The sequence below is a fragment of the Nocardioides sp. genome (assembly GCF_014360585.1).
Lineage (GTDB): Bacteria > Actinomycetota > Actinomycetes > Propionibacteriales > Nocardioidaceae > Nocardioides.
In genome coordinates this window covers 37,915-50,605 of the sequence record NZ_JACIXG010000037.1, presented here as the reverse complement: position 1 = coordinate 50,605, position 12,691 = coordinate 37,915, and the positions used below count along the sequence as shown (strand labels likewise).

At 70.1% G+C, this 12,691-nt stretch carries 15 protein-coding genes; 8 read left to right on the top strand and 7 right to left on the bottom strand.

Annotated features, from left to right (window positions below; all coding sequences use genetic code 11):
• Positions 1-139 precede the first annotated feature (139 nt).
• Entirely contained in the window at positions 140-1,189 is a 1,050-nt protein-coding gene (locus H5T77_RS13990; RefSeq protein ID WP_292650181.1) for an NAD-dependent epimerase/dehydratase family protein, read from the bottom strand.
• On the bottom strand, positions 1,186-2,001 hold the full coding sequence (locus H5T77_RS13985) for an S-methyl-5'-thioadenosine phosphorylase (RefSeq protein WP_292650179.1): 816 nt from the start codon (positions 1,999-2,001) through the stop codon (positions 1,186-1,188). The genes H5T77_RS13990 and H5T77_RS13985 overlap by 4 nt, the downstream gene beginning before the upstream one ends.
• Positions 2,002-2,115: 114 nt before the next feature.
• Here H5T77_RS13985 and H5T77_RS13980 point away from each other — a divergent pair, with 114 nt between their 5' ends.
• A complete protein-coding gene (locus H5T77_RS13980) occupies positions 2,116-2,541 on the top strand; it encodes a hypothetical protein (RefSeq protein ID WP_292650178.1) in 426 nt (141 codons plus the stop codon).
• A complete protein-coding gene (locus H5T77_RS13975; protein ID WP_292650177.1) occupies positions 2,499-2,849 on the top strand; it encodes an HNH endonuclease family protein in 351 nt (116 codons plus the stop codon). Before H5T77_RS13980 ends, H5T77_RS13975 begins: the two co-directional genes overlap by 43 nt.
• Before the next feature lie 11 nt (positions 2,850-2,860).
• Here the strand turns inward: H5T77_RS13975 and H5T77_RS13970 are convergent, their stop codons facing one another.
• On the bottom strand, positions 2,861-3,889 hold the full coding sequence (locus H5T77_RS13970) for a hypothetical protein (protein WP_292650176.1): 1,029 nt from the start codon (positions 3,887-3,889) through the stop codon (positions 2,861-2,863).
• A gap of 169 nt (positions 3,890-4,058) precedes the next feature.
• Here H5T77_RS13970 and H5T77_RS13965 point away from each other — a divergent pair, with 169 nt between their 5' ends.
• Positions 4,059-4,436, top strand: a complete 378-nt coding sequence (locus H5T77_RS13965) for a hypothetical protein (RefSeq protein ID WP_292650175.1) — start codon at positions 4,059-4,061, stop codon at positions 4,434-4,436.
• Between the two features lie 49 nt (positions 4,437-4,485).
• Positions 4,486-5,841 (top strand): FAD/NAD(P)-binding protein, encoded by a 1,356-nt coding sequence (locus H5T77_RS13960; protein WP_292650173.1) that lies wholly within the window; start codon positions 4,486-4,488, stop codon positions 5,839-5,841.
• A gap of 135 nt (positions 5,842-5,976) precedes the next feature.
• Here H5T77_RS13960 and mqo read toward each other — a convergent pair whose 3' ends face one another.
• The gene (gene mqo / locus H5T77_RS13955; protein ID WP_292650171.1) at positions 5,977-7,440 is read right to left on the bottom strand and encodes a malate dehydrogenase (quinone); all 1,464 of its coding nucleotides are present in this window, start codon (positions 7,438-7,440) and stop codon (positions 5,977-5,979) included.
• A 161-nt stretch (positions 7,441-7,601) separates the two neighbouring features.
• Here mqo and cds1 point away from each other — a divergent pair, with 161 nt between their 5' ends.
• The gene (gene cds1, locus H5T77_RS13950) at positions 7,602-8,702 is read left to right on the top strand and encodes an L-cysteine desulfhydrase Cds1 (protein WP_292650169.1); all 1,101 of its coding nucleotides are present in this window, start codon (positions 7,602-7,604) and stop codon (positions 8,700-8,702) included.
• Here the strand turns inward: cds1 and H5T77_RS13945 are convergent.
• Together H5T77_RS13945 and H5T77_RS13940 are read right to left on the bottom strand one after the other, a co-directional pair.
• Positions 8,666-9,364 carry a YwaF family protein gene (locus H5T77_RS13945; protein ID WP_292650168.1) on the bottom strand — a complete coding sequence of 233 codons (699 nt, stop codon included), beginning with the start codon at positions 9,362-9,364 and terminating at the stop codon, positions 8,666-8,668. The genes cds1 and H5T77_RS13945 overlap by 37 nt on opposite strands.
• A 212-nt stretch (positions 9,365-9,576) precedes the next feature.
• Positions 9,577-10,413 (bottom strand): putative protein N(5)-glutamine methyltransferase, encoded by an 837-nt coding sequence (locus H5T77_RS13940; protein WP_292650166.1) that lies wholly within the window; start codon positions 10,411-10,413, stop codon positions 9,577-9,579.
• Positions 10,414-10,429: 16 nt separating this feature from the next.
• Between H5T77_RS13940 and H5T77_RS13935 the strand changes: the two genes are divergently transcribed.
• From H5T77_RS13935 to H5T77_RS13925, 3 genes are read left to right on the top strand one after another with little or no spacing between them, the layout of a single operon-like run.
• Positions 10,430-10,786, top strand: a complete 357-nt coding sequence (locus H5T77_RS13935) for a hypothetical protein (protein ID WP_292650164.1) — start codon at positions 10,430-10,432, stop codon at positions 10,784-10,786.
• Complete coding sequence (locus H5T77_RS13930; protein ID WP_292650162.1) at positions 10,783-11,235, top strand: hypothetical protein; 453 nt, start codon at positions 10,783-10,785, stop codon at positions 11,233-11,235. The genes H5T77_RS13935 and H5T77_RS13930 overlap by 4 nt, the downstream gene beginning before the upstream one ends.
• On the top strand, positions 11,201-12,250 hold the full coding sequence (locus tag H5T77_RS13925; RefSeq protein WP_292650160.1) for an MBL fold metallo-hydrolase: 1,050 nt from the start codon (positions 11,201-11,203) through the stop codon (positions 12,248-12,250). Before H5T77_RS13930 ends, H5T77_RS13925 begins: the two co-directional genes overlap by 35 nt.
• Here the strand turns inward: H5T77_RS13925 and H5T77_RS13920 are convergent.
• A complete protein-coding gene (locus tag H5T77_RS13920; protein WP_292650158.1) occupies positions 12,240-12,671 on the bottom strand; it encodes a GNAT family N-acetyltransferase in 432 nt (143 codons plus the stop codon). The genes H5T77_RS13925 and H5T77_RS13920 overlap by 11 nt on opposite strands.
• Between the last annotated feature and the right edge of the window lie 20 nt (positions 12,672-12,691).

The following is a 12,691-nucleotide window of genomic DNA, read 5'->3' as shown; positions in this document are numbered from 1 at the left end:
CGAGCCGGATTCGTGAGGAACGAACGAATCCGTGTCGAGACCAACACGGTCCTATCGAGCGCGACAGGGGACTGTGTTGGTCTCGACACGCCTTCGCCTAGCGGCTCCGGCGGCTCGACCAGCGGGGGCGATCAATCACCTAGGACCGCAGGGGAGCGGTGGCGAAGGCGGGGAGACCGACCTCCGGCAGGATTTCGGCGCGAAAGCCGAGCTCCTTCTCAGCCAGCAGCGGCGAGGCGACGACATGGCGTACGTCGCCGATGCGGTAGCGGCCGGTGACCACCGGCGCCAACTCGGACTGGCCGGTGCCGCGCGCGACCAGCGCCGCCACCTCGCTGATCGTGACCGGGTGCCCGGAGGCGACGTTGTAGGCCGACAGGCTCCCGGGTGACCGCTCGGAGGTCGCCTCCAGCGCCGCCAGGTTGGCGCGCGCCACGTCGTCGACGTGGACGAAGTCGCGCTGCTGGCCACCGTCCTCGAACACCTGCGGAGCCTCGCCCCGCTCGAGGGAGGACCGGAAGATGGCGGCGACCCCGGAGTAGGGGGTGTCGGCGGGCATGTGCGGCCCGTAGACGTTGTGGTAGCGCAGCGCGATCGCCGTCGCGTCGGCCTGACGCGCCCACGCGGAGGCGTAGTGCTCCTGGGCGACCTTGCTGGCGGCGTACGAGCTGCGTGGGTCGAGCCGGGCGGACTCGGCGACTGCCGCCCAGTCCAGTGCGCCGCCGCAGAGGGCGCAGTGGTTCTCGAAGTCGCCGGAGTCGAGCGCGGCACGCGAGCGCGCCGGCGGGACGCGGTCGCCGTGGGTCGGGCAGACATAGCGGCCCTCGCCGTAGACGACCATCGACGAGGCGAGCACCAGCCGGGAGACCCGGTGCGCGCTCATCGCGGCCAGGAGAGCGGCGGTGCCGAGGTCGTTGTGTGCGGCGTACAGCGGAAGATCGGCCACGGTCACTCCGGCGCCGACGACCGCGGCCTGGTGACACACCGCGTCGATGCCGTCCAGCAGGTCGCCCCAGCCGTCGGCGTCGCGTACGTCGAGGAGGTGCGTCCCGGGCGGTGCCGCGGCCGCTTCGCCGTGGGCCATCGGCAGCAGCACGTCGACGCGTACGACCTCGTGGCCAGCCTCTTCCAGCACCCGGCCGATGGCGGTGCCGATGAACCCGGCGGACCCGGTGAGCAGGACCCTCATGGGATCTCGTAGGCGAGCTGCTTGCCCTCGGCCCAGGTCGAGCAGGGGCAGCCGGCAGGGTCGGGCAGGCCGTCGATCGTGTCGGCCAGGATGGTGCGCATCCGCTCCAGGTTGGCGGCGAAGAGTGCGTACACGTCGTCCTCGTCGACGCCTTCGCCCTCGGCCGCGCCCGCGTCCATGTCGGTGACCAGGCACAACGGCGCGTAACACATCCGCAGCTCGCGGGCGAGCGCCGCCTCCGGGGCACCGGTCATGCCGACCAGCGTCCAGCCCTGGGCGGCATGGTGGACCGACTCCGCTCGGGTCGAGAACCGCGGGCCCTCGATCACGATGAGCGTGCCACCGGTCTTCACCGACGGGTCGGCGGCCACGTACGCCTTGGCGATCCGCGCACAGTAGGGGTCGGCCAGGGGTACGTGCGTGGCGCCGGTCTCGACGTAGCTGGGGATCCGTCGCCAGGTGCGGTCGACCAGCTGGTCGGGCGTCACCAGGTCACCCGTGGCGACGGCGTCGGGCCGGAGACCGCCGACGGCGCTGGGGGAGAGCACCTGGGTCACGCCGAGCGATCTCAGCGCCCAGAGGTTGGCGCGGTAGGGGATGGTGTGCGGCGGGTACTCGTGCGAGCGGCCGTGGCGTGGCACGAAGGCCACCGACCGGCCGGCGACGGTGCCCACCGTGACCGGCGCGGAGGGAGCGCCGTACGGGGTCTCGACCTTCACCTCCTGGGCATCGTTCAAGAACTCATACAGCCCGGTCCCGCCGATGACCCCGACCTCTGCGAGGGGGGTCTGTCCCATGTCCAGCGCAGTCATGCCTTCACTCTGCCAGTGCTGCTGACCGGGTGACAGGGATCGGCACATCCGTCACCGATCGGTAATACCTCGCAGGCAGGTCGATGTCGGTGGTCGCGGGCACAATGCGACGGCATGGGTAGGCGTGCGTCGCTGGCGGTGCTGGTCGTCCTGCTGGCGGCCGCCGGCTGGGCGGTCGCGCTGTGGCTGCCCGATGACGCGCCGGAGGACGTGCCGGAAGGTGTGCCGGAGGCACGACGTACGCCGCCGGCTGCGACCGCGGCGCCTTCACCGGCGCCCGCCGACGCGCGCGTGGTGCGCCGTGAGTTCGCCGCGCTGGAAACGGTCGCGAGACGCCCCGACGGACTGGTCGCCTACGCCCGCTCGTCGTTCGGAGGCGGCTGGGCGGACAGCGACGGCAACGGATGCAACCAGCGCGACGACGTGCTCCTGCGCGATGCCGTCGAGGCGCGGACCCGGCCGCAGGGAGGATGCGGCCACGACGTGCTCGCCGGGACGTGGGTCGACCCCTACACCGGCAGCCGCCTGACACCGACCTGAAGGAGCCCGGCCAGGCACAGGCGATCCAGGTCGACCACGTCGTGCCGCTCGCCGAGGCCTGGCGGTCGGGCGCGAGCGCGTGGTCCGAGGACCGGCGGCGCTCGTTCTCGAACGACCTGGGCAACCTGCTCGCCGTCGACGGCCCGACCAACATGAGCAAGGGCGACGACGACCCCGCGGGCTGGCGTCCCCGGAAGGGGTTCCAGTGTGCGTACGCCGCTCGCTGGGTCGACACCAAGGCGCGCTGGTCGCTCGCGGTCGACGACAGCGAGCGGCGCGCGCTCGAGGAGATGCTCGGCTACTGCTGAGGGTGGGACGCTCAGACCGCGCGGCGGTAGATGGCCATCGCGCGGTCGTAGGTTTCCCAGGCCCGCCACGACTCCAGCGCCCGCTCGCCCTGCGGCTTGAGGCCGTCGACCTTGTGATACGACTCGCCGCTGGCGTACTGCGACTCCCGGCCCGTCACCAGGGAGAGCAGCATCGGGAGCACGCTCTCGTCGGTGACCGTGATCGTGCCGACCTGGAAGGTCTGCCGCACCCACTCGGCGCGCTGGTCGGAGCCCAGGACGAGCACGACGGGCAGCTCCGACGCCCGGGCGATGGCGTCCAGGATCGGACCGAGCCCGTCCGGGACCCAGCGCTCGTCGGCCGGTGGCGTCGGGGCTTTGGGGATGCTCATGGTGGAGTACGCAGGGACCTGGCCGGTCGTCGGGCCGGCGATCTTCTCCGCGACCGGTGGGGCCGGGTCGGGCGCGATCGCCGTAGCGACCTTCGCGGCAACCTTCACCGTGATCGTCTCGGGGGCCTTCTCGGGGGCCTTCTCGGTGACCTTCTCAGCAGCCTTCCGGCGGGGCCTGACCGAGGGGATCTTCCCGGTGAAGTTGAAGCTGCCGGTGCGCGTGGGATCGACGTGGCGGCCGGGGGCCGGCTCGGGCGCGCGGCCGAGGGTCGGCGCCGGTGCGGTTGCGGTGGTGACCAGCTCGGCCGCATGCTTCCCGTGCGGCCGGATCGAGCCGTCCGCGGCGAACTCGAAGAGCGCCACCCGGACCTTGTCGGCCCACTCGACCGCGTCGGTGGTGAAGCCGGCGCGGCTGAACAGGGCGACCGTCCGGGCGTCGTAGGCGTAGCCCGCGCCGCGGGCCGCACACACGCTGCGCGCCTCGGTCGGGGTGCGGGTGAGCATCACCTGTGCGACGACGACGTTGTCGGGACGGCCGCCGATGATGTCGACGTCCGCGGCCGCCGTGCTGCCCGAGGGCGCGGCGTCGGGCCAGCCGAGGGAATGCAGATGCTCCGCGGCGTACTTCTCGGCCTCTTCACCCGTTCTGGGTTGCCGCGAGGGTGCCAACGTCGGTCCTTTCTCGATCCTCCACTCGGGCCTCCCTGCCCGATCGAGACTGGGGAGGATGATAGGCCCGACCCATACGTTCTGTCCGGCGGGGTGGTGAATCAGTCCCGATGTTCGCTCCTGGCGGATCGGCCAGCGGATGTCGGTGCTCGGCGCTAGCGTGATCTGTATGAGGCGCCCGCACGAGAACGTCGCTACGGTCCTGGTGGATCCGCGCATTCTCGGCGACATCGAGATCGAGCTGATGTCGCTCGACATGCCGCTGTGGCGGGTGTGTGCGGCGCCGATCGTGAAGGACGGTCAGCGGCTCGCGTTCCAGGTGCGTCACCGGCTGCTGATGTCCAAGCGGGGCGAGTGGGACTGCGCCAAGGACTGGGTCCCGGTCTGGATCGGCTTCGGCTCGTCCTGGGCCTTCCCCGGTGAGGCCATCCCGTGGCCGGCGCACAAGGCGCTGTGGACGCTGCTCGAGGGCTACGCCGACCACGTCCGCTACAACAAGCGGCTCGGCGGGATTCCTAGGATCCCGCGACTGCGGGAAGCCTGCTAGGCAACTAACCCGCTGAACAAACGTCGCTTAGCGAAGTTAGGCTGACTGGGTGACGACAGATGCCGTGCCTCCCGAACCGACCACCAGCCTCACGGTGGCGATCGTCGGAGGAGGAGCGAGCGGCACGCTGACCGCGATCAACCTGCTCCGCCGGGGCGCGTCGGTGACGCTGTTCGAGTCACGGGGCGAGGCCGGGTACGGGGTCGCGTACTCGACGACCGACGGCCGTCATCTCCTCAACGTCCGGGCCAACAACATGTCCGGCTTCCCCGACGATCGTGACGACCTGCTCGACTGGGCGGCAACGTCCGGCGTCGAGCTCGGGCCGACCGACTTCCTGCCCCGGCGCGACTACTCGCGCTATCTGCGCGATCGGTTCGCACAGGCCGCCGAGGCCGGTCCGGGGACGCTGGAGACTGTCGGCGAGACGGTGATCGACGTCGAGCCGATCGGTCCGGGCTTTCGGGTCCTGACCAGCGACGACGATGAGGGCCACGCGGCGGATGCCGTCGTTCTCGCCTACGGCAACCCGCCGCCCCAGCCGCTGGCCGGCTTGCCCGAGGCTCCGTGGAACCTCTCGGACCCGTGGGACGTGGCCCGGATCAGTGCCTTGCCGGAGGACGCGACCGTGCTCGTCGTCGGGACCGGCCTCACCGCCATCGACACGACGGTCACGCTCCTCGACGACTCCCCGGCCCGCCGGGTGATCATGGTGAGCCGCCACGGCCTGGTCCCGAGCCCCCACGTCGACGACCAGTTCACCTCCTGGGTGACCCCGGTTCCCGACGGCCCGCTGACCGCCGACGGCGTCGCCGCGCTCGTACGCGCGCAGATCGAGCACGCGACCGGCCTCGGCGTCGACTGGCGTGCCGTCATCGACGGCCTCCGCGGCCCGACCCAGTCGATCTGGCGCCGCCTGCCCGAGCTGGAGCGCCGCCGCTTCCGTGACCTCTACGCCCGCGAGTGGGAAGTACGCCGCCACCGCATGGCCCCGCGCATCGCCGCCCTCCTGAAGGCCTACCAGGCCGAGGGACGTCTGAAGGTCCTCGGCGGTGGGGTGCTCGGCTGCCGGACGGACGCCGCCGAGCGGCCGGTCGTCTCCCTGGCCGACGGTGACCACGAGGTGACCGCGGTGATCAACTGCACCGGCCCCTCGCCCGACATCACCCGCACCGACAACCCCCTCCTGCTCGCACTCCAGAAGCGCGGCCTGATCGCCCCCGACCCACTCCGCCTCGGCATCGACGTCACCGAGGACGGCCACGTCATCGGGGCAGACGGCCGCGTCGTACCCGATCTCCTGACCGTCGGCCCGCCCTGCAAGGGCGCGCTCTACGAGGCCACCGCCATCCCCGAGATCCGGAACCAGGCCGCTGCCGTAGCCGCCCATCTCACCCCCGAGTAGTCACCCGCGTCGGCCGAGACGTCACTCCCGTCGGTCGAAGCGTCACTCCGGTCGCTCGAATGGGCATTGGGTTGCCAACTCGGCCGACCTAAGTGACGTCTCGGCCGACGGGGCTGACCCTTCGGCAGGGCGGGGTCAGCCGAGGTTGAGCTGGCGGTCCGTACGCGCGAAGGTCTCGGCGGCGAGCTCGGGGTCGGCGCTCAGCTCGGGGCCGGTGGCCGGGATCATCGTCTTGAGCTGGGGCTGCCAGGAGTCCCAGCGGGCGGGGAAGCAGCGGCGCAGGACGTTGACCATGATCCCCGGGGCGGTCGAGGCGCCGGGGGAGGCGCCGAGGAGGCCGGCGATGGTGCCGTCCTCGGCGGTGATGACCTCGGTGCCGAACTGGAGCACCCCGTCGGGGCGGATGACCTGCACCCGCTGGCCGGCGATGATCCGGTCCCAGTCCTTGCGGTCTGCGGCGGGGAAGAAGTCCTGGAGGTCGTCGAACTTCTTGCTCGGCGAGCGCAGCAGCTCCTTGACCAGGTAGACGGTGAGGTCCATGTTGGTCAGCCCGGCCCGCAGCATCGGCACCAGGTTGTGGGGGCGGACCGAGAGGAACAGGTCGGTGAGCGAACCGGACTTGAGGAAGCGCGGGCTCCATCCGGCGTACGGACCGAACATCAGGTGGGTCTTGCCGTCGACGTGGCGGGTGTCGAGGTGGGGCACCGACATCGGCGGGGCTCCGACGGCAGCCTTGCCGTAGGCCTTGGCGCGATGCTGGGCGACGAGCTCGGGCTTGGAGGTGCGCAGGAACTCGCCGGAGACCGGGAAACCGCCGAAGCCGCGGATCTCCGGGATCGAGGCCTTCTGCAGCAGCGGCAGGGCGTAGCCGCCCGCGCCGACGAAGACGAACCGCGAGCGCAGGTGGTACTTGCCGGACTCGTTGCGGCCGTAGATGTGCCAGAAGCCGTCCATGGTCTGGTGGAGGCCGGTGACCTCGGAGCCGGTCTCCAGGTCGGCGCCCTTGTCCACCAGGGTGCGGGTCAGGATCGAGGTGAGCGAGCCGAAGTCGACGTCGGTGCCGGCGTTGGTCCAGGTGGCCGCGACGGGCTCCTCGGCGAGCGACTTGGCCGAGCGGCCCTCGAGCAGCAGCGGAGCCCAGCCCCGGATGACCTCGGGGTCGGTGGAGAACTCCATCCCGGGGAAGAGCGCGTGGTCCTTGAGCGCCTCGTAGCGCTTGCGCAGGTAGTCGACGTTGTCCGCGCCCCATACGAAGGACATGTGCGGGACGGTGTGGATGAACTTGTCCGGGTCCGGGATGCGGCCGCTCTCGACCAGGAAGGACCACAGCTGCCGGGAGAGCTGGAACTGCTCGTTGACGCCGACGGCCTTGGAGATGTCGACCGAGCCATCGGGCCGCTGCGGGCTGTAGTTGAGCTCGCACAGCGCGGAGTGACCGGTGCCGGCGTTGTTCCATGGGCCGGACGACTCCCCGGCGAGCGTGTCGAGCCGCTCGATCATCTTGATGGACCAGCTGGGCTCCAGCTCCTGGAGGAGCACGCCCAGGGTGGCGCTCATGATGCCGCCGCCGATCAGCACTACGTCAAGAGGTTCGTCCACAGGTCTTTTGTCTCGCTTTTGAGGCCGTAATGGTTAATCGGGGTCCTTAGATCGGTCTAACTTGTGGGCAACTTCACTGCCGGACCCGATCGTGATCAGGTCTTTCATTGTGGCCCACGGCACATGTCGGCGGTGGATCAGGGTGGAGTTACGCTCGGGCGGTGCCTCGCCTCTCTGACTCCCACCGCGCCTGGATCGACGAAGCCGTACGCCGCGTCGAGGCCGACGCTCAACGCTCGGCCGACACCCACCTGCACGCCGTCCCGCTGCCGGTCCGCGACGGCGCGAGCGGCGGGGTCGACCTCTATCTGAAGGACGAGTCCGTCCACCCCACGGGCTCGCTGAAGCACCGCCTGGCCAGGTCGCTGTTCCTCTACGCGATCTGCAACGGCTGGCTCCACGAGGGCTCGACGGTCGTGGAGGCCTCCTCGGGATCCACCGCGGTCTCCGAGGCCTATTTCGCCGGCCTGCTCGGGCTGCCCTTCGTTGCGGTGATGCCGCGCTCGACCTCGGCGGAGAAGGTGCGTCTGATCGAGTGGCACGGCGGCCGCTGCCACTTCGTCGACAAGGCCCCCGACATGTACGCCGAGGCCGAGCGCCTGGCCCGTGAGTGCGACGGCCACTACATGGACCAGTTCACCTACGCCGAGCGGGCCACCGACTGGCGCGGAAACAACAACATCGCCGAGTCGATCTTCGACCAGATGTCGCAGGAGCGGCACCCGGTGCCGACCTGGATCGTCGTCTCGGCGGGCACCGGCGGCACCTCCGCGACCATCGGCCGCTACCTCCACTACCGCCGCCACTGCACCAAGCTGATGGTCGCCGACCCGGAGAACTCCGCCTTCTACGGCGGTTGGGAGACGGACACCTCCGACTACGCCACCGGGATGCCGTCGCGGATCGAGGGGATCGGGCGGCCCCGGGTCGAGCCGTCCTTCGTCGGCGGTGTCGTCGACGACATGGTCCAGGTCCCCGACGCGGCGTCGATCGCGACGATGCGCTGGCTCTCGGCCCGGATGGGCCGCTCGGTCGGCCCCTCGACGGGCACCAACGTGTGGGCATCGCTGGGGGTCATACGCGAGATGGTCGACGCCGGCGAGGAGGGCAGCGTCGTCTCGCTGCTGTGCGACTCCGGCGAGCGCTACCGCTCCTCCTACTACGAAGACGCGTGGGTGGCCGAGAAGGGCATCGACCTGGCGCCGTACGCCGCCGCGCTCGCCGACTACGAGCGCACCGGTCTCCTCGTCGACCCGTCCTGACGCGCCCACATCCTCAGTCCGAGCGTGATCAACGCCCAGATCCCCGCGACGAGCAGGATCTCGTTGAGGATGTAGACCGGCCATGGCCCGAGCAGGTCGAGCATCGAGGCCGACTCCGGCTTGTAGCGCAGGTAGCCGTAGTTGGCGTCGACGACGAGGTTGAGGACGTACGCCGCGGCGGCCCACACCGCGGTGGTCGCGACCACCCAGCCGTAGTCGCGCCAGCGTGGAAGCAGCTTGAGCCCGAAGACCAGGTAGACCGCGGCGAGCACGATCATCAGGTGCTGGCCCCAGAAGGTGAAGTAGCTGACGTCCGGGAAGTCCATCACGTCCGGGGTGAACACACCTTGCGTGGTCAGCGTGAGACCCCAGAAGCAGGTCAGCGCGGTCGGGTAGGGGTGGTGGGTCCACAGCGCGACCGCGGCCGCCATCCACGCCAGGTCGCACAGATGGATCGGCAGATCGATGAAGAGATCGAAGTCGGTGACCCATTCATGGGCCTGCAGCGGGATCGTCGTGAGCGGGATCGCGAGCGCGAAGCCCCGGGAGAATCTCGACGGTCCCGACTCGGACCGCTGCCGCCTGCCCAGCCAGACCATGGCCACGATCCCCGCTGTGAGCAGGGACAACGGCACCAGATGGGTCAGACCGTAAGCCTGCATATCGGAAGTCTGACGGGATTCCCGAAAAAATTCTTCCCAATCCACGTCATGGGTCCGCAGGTGGCCCGTTTCATCGGCGTGAAGGTCGTCCACCGGTGGGGGGTGGACGACCTCACACACCAAGGCTGGTGGTTGATCCGTGGCCCCGAAAGGGCACAGCCGCCAGCTCGATGGTGGTCCCTCTGAATGCACACCGCGGGGGTGGTGTGCATTCAGAGGGACGCCTCGCTTTTCAGGCCCGTCACGGCCGTCGCGTAGAGGTCCTCGTCGTGGTGGATCTCCGTGACCAGGCCCTGCTCCCGCATCAGGCTCGCGGTGACGGGCGCCTGCTCCTGGCCGGTCTCGATGATGAGTACGCCGCCAGGAGCCAGATGCTTCGGCGCCTGCTCGATCACGCGTCGCTGGATGTCGAGCCCGTCCGCCCCGCCGTCAAGAGCCACGTGGTGCTCGTGGTCGCGCGCCTCCGGCGGCATGTTCTGGATCTGGTCGCTCGGGACGTACGGAGCGTTGGCCACGATCACGTCGAAGGCGAGGTCGCGGGGCAGCGGGTCGAAGAGGTCCCCGAGCAGAACCCGGGGGCTCCGGTGGTCGAGCTTGTCGAGACCCCCCTCCGAAGCAAGATTCCTCCGAGCACACTCGACCGCGGCCGGGTCGATGTCGGTCGCCCAGACCTCCGCGTCCGGGACACAAGCCGCGATCGCGGCACCCAGTGCTCCGGTGCCGCACCCAACATCCACAACCCGGGGTGTGCTGCCAGGGGTGCGCTGGAGCGCACGTTTGGCAGCACACGACGCCAGGTTGACCAACAGCTTTGAGCGTTGGCGGGGGACGAACACTCCTGGGGCCACCTTTATCCTCAGGCCGTCGAACTCGGCCCATCCCAGGATCAGCTCCAGCGGCTCACCGGCGAGGCGGCGTACGACCATCGCTTCTCGCTCCTGCGCCGAGACCGGCTCGCCCTCGAGCAGGGCGGCCTCGTCCTCGGCGAAGACGCAGCCCGCGACGCGGAGGCGGGCGACGAGCCCCGGATCGGGAGATGTGGAGGTCATTGGAGAAGATTGGCACGTGGACGCCGTGACTCTGATCGGATTTATCGTGGCCGGATATGCCGCGTTCGTCACGATCGCGGCCGCTCTCGGCGTGGTGCTGAGGGCGCCCCGGCCGAAGTGGCTCGACCAGGTGGCGTGGATGCTCGAGATCCTGGCGGTCGTGCTCGCGGTCGGCGCGCTGGCGGCCTGGTCTGCCGGACGCAAGCCGGAGTCCCTGTCGACCTTCCTCGGCTATCTCGGGGCGATGGTCTGCCTGATGCCGCTGGCGCTGCAGGCGATGCGTGAGGACCGCTCGACGTGGTCCTCCGGGGTGATCGCGGCGGCGGCCCTGGCGACCGGGGTCGTGGCCGTACGCGTCATGATGGTTCGGTGAGCACGACGTCGACCGCCAAGACCCGCTCCGGTCCGCACCTGGTGCTGCTGGCGGTCTACGCGATCTTCGCGCTCGCCGCCGGCGCCCGGTCGCTGGTGCAGGTCTTCACCCGGTTCGACGAGGCGCCGATCGCCTACACGCTCTCTGTGGTCGCCGCGGCGACCTATGTCGCGGGCTGGTTCGCGATCCGTCGAGCGGCCAACGGCTCGGCCGGGTTCGCGAAGATCATGCTGTGGATCGAGCTGGCCGGGGTCATCCTCGTCGGGGCGCTCTCGCTGGCGGTCCCGTCCTGGTTCCCGGACGCATCGGTATGGTCGAGGTTCGGCAGCGGATACGGTTTCGTTCCTGCCCTGCTGCCGATCCTGGGTCTGCTCTGGCTCTGGAGAGGTCGACCCGAAGGAGACCGATCAGCCGATGAGTCAGTCGACAGCCACCGCAATCTCGCCTGACTCGGGGGAACACTGGTCGGCTCCGGGCGCGTGGACGGTCGCCGACGGCGTACATCGGATCCCGCTCCCGTTGCCGATGGACGGGCTCAAGGCGGTCAACATCTATGTCCTCGAAGGTGACGACGGGCTCTCGCTCGTCGACGGTGGCTGGGCGATCACCGAGGGACGTACGGCACTGGAAACGGGCCTGAAGAAGCTCGGCTTCGAGTTCGGCGACATCCGGCGGTTCCTGGTCACCCACGTGCATCGTGACCACTACACGCTCGCCTCGGTGCTCGGTCAGGAGTTCGGAGCCGACGTGCTGCTCGGTGCCGGCGACCGCCCCACTCTCGAGCTCACCAACGGCGACCTGGACGGCTGGGTCTCGACCGACCGGCTCCTCGCCCACGCCGGTGCGCCCGACCTGGCTGCGAAGTGGGCCGCCAACCCGCCGCCCGCGCCCGACCTGTCCCACTGGCGGATGCCCGACCAGTGGCTCGAGGGCGACGTACGCCTGTCCGTTGCCGGCAGGGACGTCGATGCCGTGCACACCCCCGGGCACACCCAGGGCCACTACGTCTACGCGGACCTGGCCGGCTCGGTCCTGTTCGCCGGCGACCACGTGCTGCCCACGATCACGCCGTCGATCGGCTTCGAGCCGGTGCCCGTCGTCGACCCCCTCGGCGACTTCATGGCCTCCCTGACCAAGGTCAGGTCCATGCCTGACCTGCGGCTTCTCCCCGCCCACGGCCCGGTCGCCTCGTCGTCTCACTCCCGTGTCGACGAGCTCCTCGCCCATCACGAGTCGCGACTGGCCCAGTCGCTGGCGTCCTTGCGCGCCGGCCGGCGCTCGGCGCTGGAGGTTGCCAACGACCTCGGCTGGACCCGCCACGAGCGTGCCTTCGCCGAGCTCGACTACTTCAACGCCGGCCTCGCGGTCATGGAGACCAAGGCCCACCTCGAGCTGCTCGTGGCGCGGGGTCAGGCGACCCGTGAGGAGACCGAGGCCAGCGTCCTCTTCGCCGCTATCGCCTGAGGCGCATCGGGGTGTGCGGGATGCCGTCCTCGAGGAACTCCTCGCCGTCCGCGGCGAAGCCGAGCCTGGCGTACCAGCCGGCCAGCGGTGACTGAGCGTCCAGGACGATGTCGCGGTCGGTGACGGCCTCGATGGCGGCCTTCATGAGCACGTCGGAAAGGCCCTTACCTCGGTGGGCGGGGGAGAGGACGACTCGGCCGATGCGCCACACGTCGCCGTCGTCGAGGACGCGGGCGGTCCCGGCGAGCTGGTCACCGTCGCTCAGGACCACGTGACGCGTCCCGGGCTCGAGGTCGCGGCCGTCCAGGTCGAGGTACGGGCAGTCCTGCTCGACGACGAACACCTGCTGGCGCAGCTGCCACAGGGCGTACGCGGTCTTGGGGGAGAGGTCGTCGAAGGACGAGATGGCGACGTCGGTCATGGGGTGGATTGTCGCAAGCA